Source organism: Streptomyces sp. NPDC090088 (genome assembly GCF_044747345.1).
Taxonomy (GTDB): domain Bacteria; phylum Actinomycetota; class Actinomycetes; order Streptomycetales; family Streptomycetaceae; genus Streptomyces.
In genome coordinates this window covers 324,867-338,842 of record NZ_JBIVDZ010000010.1, presented here as the reverse complement: position 1 = coordinate 338,842, position 13,976 = coordinate 324,867, and the positions used below count along the sequence as shown (strand labels likewise).

The 13,976-nt window shown below is 70.0% G+C and carries 14 protein-coding genes; 5 read left to right on the top strand and 9 right to left on the bottom strand.

Translation table 11 applies throughout. The features are described 5' to 3' along the window. Nucleotides 1-40: 40 nt before the first annotated feature. Entirely contained in the window at nt 41-751 is a 711-nt protein-coding gene (locus ACIPSJ_RS41205) for a type 1 glutamine amidotransferase (protein WP_401353634.1), read from the top strand. A 52-nt stretch (nt 752-803) separates the two neighbouring features. Here the strand turns inward: ACIPSJ_RS41205 and ACIPSJ_RS41200 are convergent, their stop codons facing one another. The 4 genes from ACIPSJ_RS41200 to ACIPSJ_RS41185 all read right to left on the bottom strand — a co-directional run bounded on the left by ACIPSJ_RS41200 (nt 804) and on the right by ACIPSJ_RS41185 (nt 4,821). After that, nucleotides 804-2,261: an APC family permease gene (locus ACIPSJ_RS41200; RefSeq protein ID WP_401353632.1), complete on the bottom strand. Its 1,458-nt coding sequence runs from the start codon at nt 2,259-2,261 to the stop codon at nt 804-806. Between the two features lie 284 nt (nt 2,262-2,545). Next, nucleotides 2,546-2,758: a ferredoxin gene (locus ACIPSJ_RS41195; RefSeq protein ID WP_401353630.1), complete on the bottom strand. Its 213-nt coding sequence runs from the start codon at nt 2,756-2,758 to the stop codon at nt 2,546-2,548. A 33-nt stretch (nt 2,759-2,791) separates the two neighbouring features. Continuing rightward, nucleotides 2,792-3,988 (bottom strand): cytochrome P450, encoded by a 1,197-nt coding sequence (locus tag ACIPSJ_RS41190; RefSeq protein ID WP_401353628.1) that lies wholly within the window; start codon nt 3,986-3,988, stop codon nt 2,792-2,794. A 230-nt stretch (nt 3,989-4,218) separates the two neighbouring features. After that, nucleotides 4,219-4,821 carry a TetR/AcrR family transcriptional regulator gene (locus tag ACIPSJ_RS41185; protein ID WP_401353626.1) on the bottom strand — a complete coding sequence of 201 codons (603 nt, stop codon included), beginning with the start codon at nt 4,819-4,821 and terminating at the stop codon, nt 4,219-4,221. A gap of 259 nt (nt 4,822-5,080) precedes the next feature. On the opposite strand from ACIPSJ_RS41185, the gene ACIPSJ_RS41180 reads away from it, so the two are divergent. After that, nucleotides 5,081-6,277 (top strand): PucR family transcriptional regulator, encoded by a 1,197-nt coding sequence (locus ACIPSJ_RS41180; RefSeq protein ID WP_401353624.1) that lies wholly within the window; start codon nt 5,081-5,083, stop codon nt 6,275-6,277. A gap of 30 nt (nt 6,278-6,307) precedes the next feature. Here ACIPSJ_RS41180 and ACIPSJ_RS41175 read toward each other — a convergent pair whose 3' ends face one another. After that, nucleotides 6,308-7,015 (bottom strand): TetR/AcrR family transcriptional regulator, encoded by a 708-nt coding sequence (locus ACIPSJ_RS41175; protein ID WP_401353622.1) that lies wholly within the window; start codon nt 7,013-7,015, stop codon nt 6,308-6,310. Nucleotides 7,016-7,110: 95 nt separating this feature from the next. Here ACIPSJ_RS41175 and ACIPSJ_RS41170 point away from each other — a divergent pair, with 95 nt between their 5' ends. Then, entirely contained in the window at nt 7,111-7,551 is a 441-nt protein-coding gene (locus ACIPSJ_RS41170; protein WP_401353620.1) for an SRPBCC domain-containing protein, read from the top strand. Between the two features lie 22 nt (nt 7,552-7,573). Here ACIPSJ_RS41170 and ACIPSJ_RS41165 read toward each other — a convergent pair whose 3' ends face one another. After that, complete coding sequence (locus ACIPSJ_RS41165; protein ID WP_401353618.1) at nt 7,574-8,119, bottom strand: TetR/AcrR family transcriptional regulator; 546 nt, start codon at nt 8,117-8,119, stop codon at nt 7,574-7,576. Nucleotides 8,120-8,171: 52 nt separating this feature from the next. On the opposite strand from ACIPSJ_RS41165, the gene ACIPSJ_RS41160 reads away from it, so the two are divergent. Continuing rightward, nucleotides 8,172-8,993 (top strand): NAD(P)H-binding protein, encoded by an 822-nt coding sequence (locus ACIPSJ_RS41160; protein ID WP_401353616.1) that lies wholly within the window; start codon nt 8,172-8,174, stop codon nt 8,991-8,993. Nucleotides 8,994-9,080: 87 nt separating this feature from the next. Here ACIPSJ_RS41160 and ACIPSJ_RS41155 read toward each other — a convergent pair whose 3' ends face one another. From ACIPSJ_RS41155 to ACIPSJ_RS41145, 3 genes are all read right to left on the bottom strand, one after another. After that, nucleotides 9,081-11,072: a hypothetical protein gene (locus ACIPSJ_RS41155; RefSeq protein WP_401353614.1), complete on the bottom strand. Its 1,992-nt coding sequence runs from the start codon at nt 11,070-11,072 to the stop codon at nt 9,081-9,083. A gap of 426 nt (nt 11,073-11,498) precedes the next feature. Next, complete coding sequence (locus ACIPSJ_RS41150) at nt 11,499-11,960, bottom strand: GNAT family N-acetyltransferase (RefSeq protein WP_401353612.1); 462 nt, start codon at nt 11,958-11,960, stop codon at nt 11,499-11,501. A gap of 156 nt (nt 11,961-12,116) precedes the next feature. Continuing rightward, nucleotides 12,117-12,596, bottom strand: coding sequence for a MarR family transcriptional regulator (locus ACIPSJ_RS41145; protein ID WP_359224995.1), 480 nt, complete (start codon nt 12,594-12,596; stop codon nt 12,117-12,119). 120 nt (nt 12,597-12,716) lie between these two features. On the opposite strand from ACIPSJ_RS41145, the gene ACIPSJ_RS41140 reads away from it, so the two are divergent. Then, on the top strand, nt 12,717-13,685 hold the full coding sequence (locus tag ACIPSJ_RS41140; protein ID WP_401353610.1) for a zinc-binding dehydrogenase: 969 nt from the start codon (nt 12,717-12,719) through the stop codon (nt 13,683-13,685). Nucleotides 13,686-13,976: the final 291 nt, after the last annotated feature.

Genomic DNA, 13,976 nt, shown 5'->3' with positions numbered 1-13,976 from the left:
GACCCCGAGGCCGGTTCGTGAACCCAGGAAGGAGCCCACCGTGCGCGCACTCGTCATCCAGCACGACCACGCGACCGACCCCGGCCCCGTCGGGGCCCGGCTCGTGGAGCGCGGATACGATCTGACCGCCATGACGGTGGTGCCCGAAGAGCACTACCTCACGCCCGACGTGACCTTCGACTTCCCCTCCCCCGACGGCTGGGACCTGGTCGTGTCGCTCGGCGCCCCCTGGTCGGTGTACGACGAGTCGGCGATCGGCACCTGGATCGGCGGCGAACTGGCTCTCCTCCGCAAGGCCCACCACTCGGGCGTCCCGATACTCGGCGTCTGCTTCGGCGCACAGGCCCTGACCACCGCGCTCGGCGGCTCGGTCACGGCATCGCCGCGCCCCGAGATCGGCTGGGTCGAGGTCGACACCGACGATCCAGCGATCGTGGGCCCCGGCCCGTGGTTCCAGTGGCACTACGACCGCTGCCTGCCGCCGCCCGGGGCCCAGGAACTGGCCCGGAACTCGGTGTGCACCCAGGCGTTCCGGCTCGGACGCAGCCTGGGCGTGCAGTTCCACCCCGAGATCACGGCCGAGACGGTCCGCCTGTGGCTGGCGCTCGACGGTACGGAGCAGTGCCTGCGCCAGGGCGTGGATCCCGGCGAACTGGTTGCCCGGACGCGGGAGTTGGAGGAAACGGCCCGGACGAACGCCCGCCGCCTGGTCGACGGGTTCCTCGACCGGGTGGCACTCGCGGCGGACTGACCGGTTCCCGGGGGAGCGGGAACCGGTCGGCCACACCGGGGGGACGGAACTCTCAGCCCCGGGCCGTCGCCCCGTCGCGGGTCACGCGGGCGGCGACGACGCCGAGGATCAGCACCGCCGGAACCGTGGCCTGGAGCCAGATGGCCGTGGTCCGGTCGCCGCCGATGAGCGTGGTGAAGTTCTCGACGATCAGCCAGATGGCACCCGCGATGCCGAGCGCGCCCAGGACAGGGGCGATCAGCGTGTTCCACGGGCGGGTGTCAGCGCCGGAGCGGCGGAAGAACATGACCACGGACACCGAGGTCAGGAAGTACAGCAGCATGATGCCGAGCACCGCCACACCGCTGAACCAGGAGAAGAGGGTCAGCACCGGGTCCTTGCCCAGGATCGCGAACGGCATCACCAGCAGCACGGAGATCGCGGTCTGCGCCAGGCCGGCCGCCCAGGGCGAGTGCCGCCGGTTGATCGCGGTCAGGCCGTGCGGCAGCAGCCCTTCGCGGCCGAGGGAGAAGAGATAGCGGTTGGCGGAGTTGTGGAAGGCCAGGATGCCGGCGAAGAGAGAGGTGGCCAGCAGGATCGGCAGCACGTCGTTCGCCCAGCCACCGAACACGTCGGCGATCGGCGCGAAGACGAACGAGGTGGCGTCCCCGCTCCGCAGCGCCCTGCCCGCGTCGGCGGTGGCCCGGGACGCACCGTGCGCGGAGATCAGCATCCAGGACACGAAGGCGAAGAAGCCGGTGACCACGGCGACCGACAGATAGGTGGCCCGGGGAACGGTCTTGCGGGGCTCGCGGGCCTCCTCGCCGTAGATCGCGGTGGCCTCGAAACCGAACATCGACGCCACGGCGAACATCAGCGCCACCCCCGGAGCGCCCTTGAGCGCGGCGGACGGTGAGAAGCTGTCCGTGAAGCCGAGCCCGGCGGGCCCGCCGCCCTTGACGAGAGTCACGAAGGCGAAGGCGATCAGGATGCTGAACTCCGCCAGCACGAAGACCGCGAGGATCCTGGCACCCATTTCGATGCCGGATGCGCCGAGAACCTGGACGATCACCATGGTGACCAGGGTCCAGACCCACCAGGCGACATGGACGCCACCGTAGTACTCGACCAGGCCGCTCACCGTGGCGCCGTACAGCCCGTACATGGCGGCCTGGACCGCACAGTAGGCGAAGAGGGCGACACCGGCGCTGCCCGAACCGGCATGGCGGCCGAGCCCCTTGCCGATGTAGGTGTAGAAGGCTCCGGCGTCCACGACATGCCGGCCCATCGCGACGAATCCCACAGAGAAGAGCAGGACGACGAGGCCGGCCGCGAGGTAGGCGGCCGGGACGCCGGCACCGTTGCCGATGCCGACGGCGATGGGCACGGCTCCGGCGATACCCGTCAGTGGCGCCTGGGCGGAGAGAACGAAGAAGAGAATGCCCAGGACACCGAGAGAGTCGGGCTTGAGCCTGCCTGCCATGGATGCGTCTTGAGCGGTTTGTGTGGAGACCGCGGTCTGACTGTCCACTCGAATCACCTACCGGGGACGGAGAGGGGCGGGATTTCGTTTTAGGCCAAACGAGTTGCCTCATGCTGGGCGGGAACTATCCGTTTGGCAAGGGGTTTGGCCCACATCCGTTCGGCGATTCCCCTCCGGAGCCACGACGCACGCCGCGCGACGGCCACGTGCGCACGCCCCGGCAGCCGGACACGGAACCGGACACGGAAAAGGGACGACGGCCCGGAGGCCGGGCGGCACGCGTGATGGCGCGCCGGCCGACGGACCGGGCGTCGCCGGCGATCGCGGCCCGGCTACCCGCGCACCGTGATGGCCTGCAGCGGGCAGACCTCGGCCGCCTCGTACAGCTCCTCGGCGTTCACCTCGTCCACGTCGGCCGTGTACACGTCGGTCGCATGCGCCCGCAGGGACAGGCGTCCGTCGTCGTCCAGCGCGAACAGCTCGGGGGCGGCATAGACGCACTGGCCGTGGTCCTGGCACTTGTCGAGGTCGACTTCGACCTTCATGGCAGCTCCTGTTCTCTCGCGGGGAGGGGGAAATCAGCGGAAGCGGACGGGGAGGTGGGTGATGGTGCGCAGGAACTCGGTGTGCGCGTAGGCGGGTTCACCGGCGAGTTCGACACCGGCGAACCGTTCGGTGATCGAGCTGAAGACGACGTCGGCCTCGGCGCGGGCCAGGACCTGGCCGGCACAACCGTGCATGCCGGAGCCGAAGGCGAGGTGCTGGGCGGCGGCGACCGGGCGGGTGTGGTCGAAGGTGTCGGGGTCGGCGAAGACCTCGGGATCACGGTTGGCGGAGGCGATGAGCAGGGCGAGGGCCTCTCCCGCGGGTACGGTCGTGTCGCCGACGACCGTGTCCCGGGTGGCCAGGCGGACCACCATCGACTCCGGGGTGTCGATGCGCAGGATCTCGTTGATGATGCCGGGCCGCGCCCCGGGCTCGTCGCGGTACGCGGCGAACAGCTCGGGCTTCTGGGTCATCAGCCAGATGCCGTGATTGATGAGGTGCTTGACGTCGAGGTGGCCGACGGCGAAGAACAGGAAGATCGTGTGGACGACCTCCTCCTCGGTCATCCGCCCCTCGCTCCGCGCGGCGACGAAGGCGTCGATCAGGCCCTCGCCCGGGCGGGCACGCTTGTCGGCCACGAGCCGGCGGATGTGTTCGGCGAACCAGGCGAGGGCCTCCGCCGTACCCGTCGCCTCCTCCTCGTTGCCGCCGGGGCCGAGGCTGAGCCCGATCTCGTAGGTCTTGCGCTGAATGGCGAGCATGTCGGTCGGTTCGATGCCGAAGATGTGACAGACGGTGTCGAAGGTGCACTTCAGAGCGAGCCCGTCGGCCACGTCCAGGACGCCGTCGCCCTTCTCGACCTCGTCGAGTACGGCGGCCACGGAGGTCCGCATCACCTCGGCCCACCCCTCGACCGCCTTGGGCGTGAACCACCGGTTGGTGATCCGGCGCAGCCGGGTGTGGTCGGGGGCGTCCTTGCCGAGCATCGTGTCGTGGATCGGGTCGGCGGGCCCGAAGTCGAGCTGTTGCACGCTCAGCGTGGGGTTGCGGATCAGCCGGGCGACGTCCTCGTAGCGGGAGACGACGTAGAGGCCGGTCGAGTGCCGGTGGACGGGATGCTGTTTCCGCAGCCGTGCGTAGTAGGGGTACGGGTTCGCGCGGAAGCCGGGGTCGCGGAAGGGCAGCAGATCCTCGGTCGCGGACGCGGGTCCGGCGGCGGTCACGGTCATGTCGTGGCACTCCTCGTAGGGGATGCGAGCGAGAAGAGGCGAGAAGGGGCCACCCCGGAACGGGCGGACGGCGGCCCTACCCCGCGAGAATTATCCACTCGGATAGTTTCGTCAATACTTCGCGCCGCCGCAGTCGACTCTTTACTTGTTCGGAATCAAACGAGCCCCCGCCGCTGAGCGACGAGGACCCCTTCCGACCTGCTATTTCGTACGGTCCAAGGCGAGTGGGACTACTCCCCCTCTTCCCTCTTCCGGGTGAGCAGGGACCGCAGTTCCTTCAGCGCGGCCTCGGTGACCTCCGGCTCACCGAGGACCAGCTGGTGCAGTACCAGCCCTTCGAGCGCCGCGAAGACCAGCCGGGTCAGGGCAGGGGCGGCTCCTTCGGGCAGCATGCGGGACAACTCCCGCTCCGTGGCCTCGAAGTACTCGTTGTACAGCGCGCGGATCTGCGAGAGCAGCTCGGGCCTGCGCCGCGATTCGAGCATGAGCTCGTACTGGAACAGTTGCATGTCCGGGTCACGGGTGACCATGTCCGACAGCCCCGCCGCGAAGTCCGCGACGTCGCCCGTGCCCGGTTCCAGCGCGCTCGTGCTCGCGCTGGTGCGCACCGCATGGGTGAGGGCAGCCTCGATCAACGCGTCCCGCGAGCCGAAGTGGTGCACCACCAGACCGTGCGTGACACCCGCCTCCTGCGCGACGGCACGGTAGGTGAGCTTGCGCAGGCCGCCCCGGGCCACCACCCTGACGGCCGCGTTGAGCAGCGCCTCACGACCGGTCCCGTAGTCCACCCGCTTACGCGGCTCGGCGGCAGGCACCCTGGAGGAATCGCTCATGAGCGCGACCCTACCCGCACTTCGAACGACACAAGGCGGCCCGTACGGGGCCGCGCGCGGGGTGCCCATCGACGTACGTCCTCTACCGGTTGCCGCGGGATTCCCCGTCGGCGTCCGGGCCCCGGGACACGCGGGCACAGCGGGTCCGCCCGCCTCAGCGGAACGGAAGGCGCCGGTCCTGTCGTCTCACTCCCGACTCCCGCACTCACCGCGGGTGCCGATCCCCCGCCGGAACACGACTCGACCGAAGGGCGCACCGATGGCCGCACCGACCCCGGCACCGGACGGCCTCCCGGCCGGATCGGTGCCGCCCGAACTCGTCGGCCGGTTACGGCGGCAACTCGCCTTCGTGGCCGATGAGGTGGAGAACGAGGTCCGAAGACAGGTACCCGAGTACGCACAGACGGAAGGCGCCCTGGAAGGCCGGCTGCGCACCGGTGTGGTGGAGGCCCTGACCTTCTTCGTCGAACACGTCGCCGGCCCGGGCGAGGAGCGGGCGGCGATCAAGGCGACGTACTACGAGCTGGGACGGAGCACCGCTGCTGCGGGCCGGAGCCTGGAGGCGTTCCAGTCCGCGCTACGGGTCGGCGGTCTGCACGCCTGGCGCCTGATGGGTCGGACGGCGAAGGATCTGGGGCTCGACTCGGCGCTCCTGTCAGCCCTGGGCGAGCTCGCCTTCCGCACCCTCCATGAAGCCGCGGAGGCCGCCGCCGCCGGATACGGGGAAGCCCGGCTGCGGGACTCCGGGGAGTGGGAGCCACGTCGCCGACAGCTGCTCGCGCTGCTGCTCGGTGAGCGGCCCGCGCCGCCGGACCGCGTACGGGAACTGGCCCACGGCGCGCGGTGGGCCGTACCGGAACAGGTCGCGGTTGTGGTGTTCACGACCGATCCCACCGATGTGGAGCACGCCCCGCGGACACCTGCGGGAGCCCTGGCCGATCCGGACGCGCACCCACCCCGGCTGCTGCTGCCCGCCCCCGACGGCTCCGACCGCTTCGACGACCGGGACCTCGCCCTGGCATTGGGTGACCGTCCCGCGGTGCTCGGCCCCACTGTTCCGCTCGCGCAGGCCGCGCAGTCGCTGCGCTGGGCCAGGCGCGCCCTGGACCTTGCGGAGCGCGGCCTCCTGCCCGGCCAGGGGCTGTTGCGATGCGCCGAGCATCTCCCGGCGCTGTTGCTGCGCAGCGACGAGCCGCTCCTGGCCCACCTCGCGGCCCATGCCCTCGCTCCGCTGGAGGCGGTGCCGGAAGCACACCGCGACCGGCTGAGGGAGACCCTGCTGGCCTGGCTGCTCGGCGGGAGCAACGTCCCCGACACGGCGGCCCGGCTGCACGTTCACCCGCAGACCGTCCGCTACCGGCTGCGGCAGCTGGAGCAACTCTTCGGCGACGGACTGCACACGCCGGAGACACGGCTGGCGCTCGTCCTCGCACTGCAGGCCGACCCCACCGGCTGATCCTTCTGCGGGCGCCTCCCGATCTCCACGTCACCGGGTCGGCGCGGCGTTCCCCAGTGAAGTCAGGCCGGATTCGACGAGCTTGGCCGCGCGGCGGACGTCGGCGGTCACCGCCTCCTGGATCTGTGGCGGCGTGTGGGCGCCGTCCAGATGTCTCCCGAGGCTCTGGAACTGGATCGACCACAGTCCGAGCAGAGCGGTTGCCGCGATCTGCGGTTCCGGGTCGTCCGGACTTCCATGGGTGCGCTGGGCCAGCGCCTCGGCCGCGACGGCGACCAGCCGGTCGGTCATGTCCCGGTGGTAGGCCCTCAGTGAGGGCGCGGACCTGGTCAGCGCGCCGAAGCGCCTGATCATGGCGGTGGCGTGGACGGGGTCGTCCTGCGCGGCGATCCAGGAGGTCATGGCGCGCAACTCGCCGGAGAGGATCCGCAGTACGGCCTCGACCGGAGTGTGGTCCGGGTCGGCCAGGCCGGCACGCAGGGCGGCCATCGTGGTCTCGCCCCGGTCCAGGATGAGCGATTCCTTGGTGGGGAAGTAGTTGAAGACCGTCTTCTCCGAGACTCCGCAGGCCTGGGCGATCTCTGCCACGCGGACAGCGTCGAAGCCGCGCTCCAGGAACATGCCGGTCGCGGTGTCGGACAGGCGTTGCCGCAACTGGCGCTTCTTCCGCTCCCGCAAGCCGTCCGCCTCGGGCTCCGCGGCCTCCGGGTGCCAGGCCGTCCAGTCCACCGTGCTCATGGCGCCAGCGTAGTACAGCAGCAGAATATTTACTGCTACTGTAATTTTTCAGTGGCTGTATTTTCCTGCTTCCTCGTGACCGCTACAGGAGCACCATGAGCGCCATCCACATCGTCCGCGACTACCCGCACTCCCCCGCCAAGGTCTGGCACGCCGTCACCGACCCCGGGCTCATACCGCTGTGGACCGCGACCGGAGCCGGGGCGCGCCCGGAAGGTTTCACCACCACCGTCGGCGCCCGGTTCCAGTTCATCGCCAAGCCCAAGCCCGGCTGGAGCGGCATCGTCGACTGCGTTGTCCTCGAAGTGGACGAGCCCCGGCTGCTGCGCTACTCGTGGACCGACCCCGGCGGTAGCGAGACCACCGAGGTCGCCTACCGCATCGAACCCCATGGCAAGGGAACGCGATTCACCTACGACCACACGGGCTTCACGGGTGTGGGCGGGTTTCTGATGACCCAGGTCCTGGGCCACGTCCGGAGGAGGATGCTGAGTGCCGGCCTGCCCGCCGTACTCGACGACCTGGACAAGGACTGACCGGAACAGCCACCCGCCGTCCTCAACCTGCCGCCCTGAGCAGCGACTCGACGAGCCCGCGTGCCCGCCGTGCGGGCCCGTCGGCGCCGAGTGACTGCACGGAGGCGTAAACCCCCTCCATGACAAGGAAGATCTGGTCCGCGAGGACGTCCGACGGAGCGAGTTCGCCGATCTGCCCGCGGACCCACGCCTTGGTCCCGACGGCCAGCGTGTGCGCCTTCACCGACGCGTCCGGCAGTTCGGCCATCGCCATCAGGAAGGGGCAGCCCCGGCAGTACTCGGGTTGCACCTGCTCGACGAGCGCGTCGAACAGCGACAGGATCCGGTCGTCGGGCGAGCCTTCGGCCGTCACGTCGAGGAACCACTGCTTGTAGAGCCCACTGGCGCGTTCGACGTACGCGGCGACGAGATCGTCCTTCGACGCGAACAGGCGGTAGAGGGTCGTGGGCGCCACACCGGCCGCCGCGGCGACGGTGTCGACGCCGGTGCCCTTGATGCCGTGCCAGTAGAAGAGGTCGTGCGTCACCGTCAGGATGTGTTCCCGCGTCTCCTGGGCAGTGCGTCTCATGGACCCGTAGCCTACTTGTTAGGGAACCATCCCTAACAAGTAGGGAGTTCGCATGATCGTCGTGACTGGCGCGACCGGAAACGTAGGGCGCGAGGTGGTCCGCCTGCTGGTCGACGGGGGTGAGCAGGTGAGGGCCCTCACCAGGGATCCGGCTACGGCGACGGTGCCGCCCGGCGCCGAGGCCGTGGCCGGGGACCTGACCGACCCGTCGTCCCTGGCGCCGGTACTGGCCGGCGCGGAGGCGTTATTCCTGCTGAGCGGCTACGCACCGGAGGTCTTCGCCGAGGCGCAGAAGGCCGGCGTACGTCGCGTCGTACTGATGTCCGGCGGCTCGGCCGAGACCGGTGACCGGACCAACGCCGTCGCCCGCTACATGATCGACACCGAGGACGCGCTGCGTGCGTCCGGGCTCGCGTGGACCATGGTCCGCCCGCGCATGTTCATGACGAACACGTTCCAGTGGCTGCCGATGATCAACGCCGGTGCGGTGCGGGCGCCTTGGCCGGATGTTCCCGCCGCCGTCGTCGACCCGGCCGACATCGCCGCCGTCGCCGCGAAAGCGCTGGTCTCGGCGGACCACGAGGGCCGCGTGTACCCGGTGACCGGCCCGGAGGCGCTGCGTCCGGGAGACCGGGTCCGTATCCTCGGCGAGGTACTCGGCCGCGAGATCCGCTACGAGGCCCAGCCCGACGACGAGGCCCGCGCGGAGATGCTCGCCCAGATGCCCGAGCAGTACGTCGACGCGTTCTTCAGCTTCTACTCCGGCGGAAAGCTGGACGAGGCAACCGTGTTCCCGTCCGTCGAGGAGGTCACCGGCCGGCCGCCCCGCACCTTCGCGGACTGGGCCCGGGCCAACGCGGCGCGATTCCGCTGAGCAGGCTGGTCGTCGCGGTCCGCCGGCCCGGCGGACCGACGCGCAGGCAGTGTTCTACGAGCCGCTGACACCGGAACCGCGGGTGGGTCAGTCGGTGACCTGGACGACGGTGGTGGCTCCGGCGGGCACGGTGGGTGTCGCGTAGGTGTAGGTGACGCCGTTGACGGTCTTGGTGCGGGCCTGCTGGGGGACGCCGTTGACGGTGAGCTCCTTGTGCGTGCCGGGGAAGCGGGCCTCCCAGGTGTAGGCGCCCTGCCGGGAGTTGTTGGTCAGGGTGGTCTTCGTCGCGCCGTCGTGGCGCACGTTGACCGTGCCGGTGCCGATGGGCACGTCCGCCACCTGGAGCCACTTCATCCCCGAGGGCAGCCGGGACTGGGTGGTCACCTGGTGGTCCGCGGCGTTCGGGGTGATGCCCATCAGGCCCTCGACGGTCTGGCTCACCAGGGTGAAGGACACCTCGGGGTAGTCCCCGTTGGGGCCCTGCCTCGCGTTGACGTGCTGCTGTTCGCGCTCGCCGTAGATCTTCTTCATCCACCACCAGGCGGTGTCGGCTCGGTTGTTGCGGAAGAACATGTCGGGCAGGTATGTCGTGGACTCGATGTTGGGCGAGCCGTCCGGGCCCAGCTCCTGCGCCTGGATGTAGTCGAGGTAGGCGTCGTTGCGCGGGCCCGGGTCGATGATCTGCTTCATCGGCATGAAGACGCTGTTCTCCTTCCCCCAGCCGGTGACCGGGGTGCCGGAGAGGGTGTAGGCGCGGACCATGGCGGCGCCGCTGCCGGTGCCGCTCCAGGTGTCGTTGAAGTAGGCCTTCAGGTCGGCGGCCTTGCGGTCGTACTTCTTCGCCAGCGTGGTGTCGCCCTTGCCGCGCGCGAGCACGGCCATCGCCAGGTAGGCCTGGTATTCGGAGGCGATGCCGTCGCCGGCCTCGGCGAGCCCGTCGCCGTCCTGCTCGTTGTAGCTGGCCGCGCCGGAGAAGATGCCCTTGCCGGTGCCTTCGGCGACCTTGACCTTCGCGTTGGGCACGGCGCTGTCGTGCAGGTCGATGAAGTCCTCGGTGGCGTGCCGGTAGAAGTCCCACAGCACCGGGTCGTCGACGTATCCGCGGTCCCCCGTCCACAGGTAGGCCTGGGCCGCCTTCTCGACGAGTTCGAAGGTGGCCGGGACCTCGCGCACGAAGTCGTCCGGGCCGCGGTAGTCGATGCTGAGATACGTCCGGGCGTCGAAGTTGAGGGACCACACGGGGAAGTACTTGTGCTCGGCGGTCGCCGACGCCGCGTACGAGCGGAGCATCGTCTCGTTCTCGGTGTCCAGGCCGATGAGGTGGGCGCCGGTGAGCTGGTGGGTCATGTCACGGGAGTAGTAGGCGCTGCGGTTGGCGTATCCGGCCCAGTAGGTGGGCCCGTACGGCGCGGTGCCGGTGCCGCTGGTGTGGTTCTCGTCGGCGTTGACCGGGCCCACCGTGCCGGGCAGCTGCACCCAGCTGTTCGCCTTCCGCTCGGCCCAGTCGAACATCGCCACGACCTCCGGGTCGGACGAGGCGACCTTCGGGTCCGCGGGCGCGGCCGGGGAGATCATCAGGTCGTCCGCGTTGACCCATGCGGTGCCGGAACCGAAGACGATCTCCAGCCGGTCGCCTGCCTTCAGGTCGACGCGACTGATGGTGTAGCGGGCGTAGGCGCGGCGCTCCGGCAGTTCGACCGTACCGACGGTCTCGCCGTTGCGCCGGACCGTGTACGTACCGCCGGTCCCGGCGCTGCCGATCCACGCGGAGAAGTCGTAACTGCCGTCGCGGGGAGCGGTCAGAGTCTGGCTGGCCCACTTCCCCGCACCGGCGTCGAGATAGAGAAAACGGCTGCCGCTGTGGACGTTCCCTTCACCGACCCCGGCACCGGAGCTGAAGGTCCAGCCCACCCCGCCATTCTCGAAACCCGGGTCCGACAGCGCGAGTTGGGGGGCGGTGGCACCGGTGCCGGACGCGGAGACCGCTCCTCGACCGGGCGCCGCCACGGCCGACAGTGCGGGGGTCGTCGACATGAGGAGGGCCACGGCGGTGAGCAGCACGAGCCTTGAGGGCTTCATCGGAACTCCCGGTCTTCGGTGACGTCGGGTGGGGCGGCCGAGTGGCGGCAAGCTAGCAGGGGCCGATGAGGCGGTTCAATGGTCATGCAGAAGATACGTGCAAGTCATGCACCTTATCTTCCGACAGAAGGAGATGACTTTTCTGAAAGTTTTCTATCACTCCCTGCAAGTGCTACTGACCGCTTGCCAGCTTCCAGCCGCGTCACGCCTTCGTCGTGGATGACCGTCCGCGCAGGACCCGTGAGGCGGTCGAGCGGGCCATGGCGGAGTTGGTCTCCAACCCGTGCTTCCCCGGCGGAATGCATGAGCTGGGCTTCGTTCGTCGGGATCAACGCTGGTGATCCGCGCGAGCACCGCGCCGTCGAAGAAGGAGTGACCCGGCCCTCGGGTCCGCGGTCACGGACTCCCCCGACGGCCCCAGTCCCCTCAGTCCCGAACCCTGCGCAGATATCGGGTGAGGGTTCGGCCGGGAATCGATCCGGAGGGAATGCGGCCGACGGGGACCCCGCCCATGGCCTCGTAGAAGGGCTCGGCGTTCGGGTCCGCGTCGATGGTGAACCGGGTGAATCCCAAGGCCTGGGCGGTCTCGACGGCATGGGTGAACAACAGACGGCCGACGCCCTTCCCGATCGCGCGCGGGTCGACGAACATCATGCCCAACACGCCCTGCGGCGGGTCACCTTCCAAGGTCGTGAAGCCCACGATTCCGTCGACTCGCTCTGCCACGGTCGTTCGGCGGGTGCCGAGTTCCGCGTCGGTGAGCGTCAACTCCGCACGGCACAGGGCGAGAAACTCAGCGTCGTATCCCCAGTGAGCCTTGGAACGCAGCGCAAGCTCGGACAAGAACCCTGCTTCCCCGGATCGCGCGGACCGGATCGAGATGGTCACTCAGCACCTCCACAGACCCTTTGTCGTCATCCCATGATCCAGGCGAGCGGCTTCCGGGAACAGACGGCCCCACCGGACAAGCCCCGCGAGGACGCGTGCGGCAAGCGCGAGCGTCCCGAGACGAGGACCGGCAGGGCACGTCGATGACGGGTTCGGTCAGTGGGGTGTGGTGCGCAGGTCGATGCCGCGGAGGTGGGCGTCGGCGGTCACGAGCCGGGTCGCCATGCGTGACAGCAGCTGCCGGTCGGTTCCGGGAAGCGGCTCGGCACACTTCTCGATGCGCTCGGCGAACTCGGTGGCGACCTGCTCGGCGAGTTGTCGGCCCGCATCGGTGATCGACACCTGGAACGAGCGGCGGTCGGTCTCGCTGGCCGTGCGGGTGACGAGTCCGCGGCGCTGGGCGCGGTCCACCAGGCCGCTGATCGAGGACTTGTCGAGGCAGAGGTGCCGGCCGAGCTGGTTCATGGTCGGCTTCCGGTCCCGCAGGATCCCGAGCAGCCGCGTCTGCACGACCGACAGGTCGTGCCGCCCCGCGACCTCCGTCAGGGCGCTGTGCACCAGGAACGACAGTTGGGCCAGGGCATCGACCAGCCCGAGGTCCTCGACCGCGGGCGACATGTCAGGGGATGACGTCATGTCCCGATCCTACTTGCGAAGGTACGTGGCACCTACTATTTTGATTTGCGTCACGAACTAAATCCTTCGCGGCACACACTAAATCCTTCGCTGCACGTACCAAGACCGAGGAGAACGGCCATGGAGATCCGCGCCGCCGTCGTCAGCTCGTTCGACAAGCCGCCCCGCTACGAGCCGTTCGACCTGCCCGCCCCGTCCGACGAGGACCAGGCGCTGGTCGACGTCCTGGCGGTGGGCCTGCACCCGAGGGTGCGTACCGGCGCATCGGGCAGCCACTACACGAGCACCGGGAAGCTGCCGATGGTGCCCGGTGTCGACGGGGTCGGCCGAGGCGAGGACGGCCGGCTGCTGTACTTCGTCGCCGACGACGACGTGGTCGGCCCGATGGCCACCCGGACCGTCATCGACCGCCGCCGCAGCGTCCCGCTGCCCGACGACGCGGACGTCGTGAAGATCGCCGCGGCCATGAACCCGGCGATGTCGTCCTGGGTGGCGCTGCGCCGCCGCGTCCCGATCGAGACCGGGCAGTCGGTGCTGATCCTCGGCGCGACCGGCAACGCCGGACAGATGGCCGTCCAGGTCGCCAAGCGCCTCGGGGCCGGCCGGGTCGTCGGCGCCGGCCGCGACCGGGCCCGGCTGGCCGCCCTGCCGGGAATCGGCGCGGACGCGACCGTCGCGCTCACCGACGACGCCGACGCCACCGCCGCGGCGCTGGCCGCCGCCGCCGCCGCCGAGGTCGACCTGGTCCTCGACTACCTGTGGGGCAGGCCCGCCGGGGACGCGATCATGGCACTGCTGCGGGCCCGCGCCGACCGCGGGCGCGCCCTGAACTGGATCCAGATCGGCGCCGTGGCCGGTCCCACCATCGAACTCCCGTCGGTCGCCCTGCGCTCGGCGAACCTACGGCTGCAGGGCAACGGCCAGGGCGCGGTGTCGACCAGGACCTACCTGGAGGAACTCCCGGCGCTCGTCGAGGAGATCGAGAGCGGCGGCCTCGCCGTCACCGCCCGGCCGGTACCCCTCGCCGAGGTCGAAACCGCCTGGACCGCACCCGAGGCCCCGGGCGTGCGCACCGTCCTGGTGCCCTGACCCCGGCAACGCCCCGCCAGCGGGTACTCGTCCGCCCCGACGGATACGTCGCCGCCGTGGTCGACACCGCCGACCTCGACGCCCTCGCGACCGAGCCGCACGCGGTCGGCATCCGCCCCGTCTCCGTGGAGAAGCGGCTCGCGACCGCCCGGCGCGAACCGCAGTCGCCGACCCGCCAGGTCCAGCGCGACCTGCACAATGTCCGCCGACACGGCGGGATCAGCGCCATCGCGGCCCGCTCGAACCCGCGCAGGGCTCCGTACCGAAGGCATCCTGCAGCTTCGGCAGCAT

Excerpts from the sequence above, each read along its gene's own strand:
- ACIPSJ_RS41195 (WP_401353630.1), bottom strand. The coding sequence starts at position 2,758 with ATGAAGGTCGAAGTCGACCTCGACAAGTGCCAGGACCACGGCCAGTGC.
- ACIPSJ_RS41190 (WP_401353628.1), bottom strand. The coding sequence starts at position 3,988 with ATGACCGTGACCGCCGCCGGACCCGCGTCCGCGACCGAGGATCTGCTG.
- ACIPSJ_RS41185 (WP_401353626.1), bottom strand. The coding sequence starts at position 4,821 with ATGAGCGATTCCTCCAGGGTGCCTGCCGCCGAGCCGCGTAAGCGGGTG.
- ACIPSJ_RS41180 (WP_401353624.1), top strand. The coding sequence starts at position 5,081 with ATGGCCGCACCGACCCCGGCACCGGACGGCCTCCCGGCCGGATCGGTG.
- ACIPSJ_RS41175 (WP_401353622.1), bottom strand. The coding sequence starts at position 7,015 with ATGAGCACGGTGGACTGGACGGCCTGGCACCCGGAGGCCGCGGAGCCC.
- ACIPSJ_RS41170 (WP_401353620.1), top strand. The coding sequence starts at position 7,111 with ATGAGCGCCATCCACATCGTCCGCGACTACCCGCACTCCCCCGCCAAG.
- ACIPSJ_RS41165 (WP_401353618.1), bottom strand. The coding sequence starts at position 8,119 with ATGAGACGCACTGCCCAGGAGACGCGGGAACACATCCTGACGGTGACG.
- ACIPSJ_RS41160 (WP_401353616.1), top strand. The coding sequence starts at position 8,172 with ATGATCGTCGTGACTGGCGCGACCGGAAACGTAGGGCGCGAGGTGGTC.
- ACIPSJ_RS41155 (WP_401353614.1), bottom strand. The coding sequence starts at position 11,072 with ATGAAGCCCTCAAGGCTCGTGCTGCTCACCGCCGTGGCCCTCCTCATG.
- ACIPSJ_RS41145 (WP_359224995.1), bottom strand. The coding sequence starts at position 12,596 with ATGACGTCATCCCCTGACATGTCGCCCGCGGTCGAGGACCTCGGGCTG.
- ACIPSJ_RS41140 (WP_401353610.1), top strand. The coding sequence starts at position 12,717 with ATGGAGATCCGCGCCGCCGTCGTCAGCTCGTTCGACAAGCCGCCCCGC.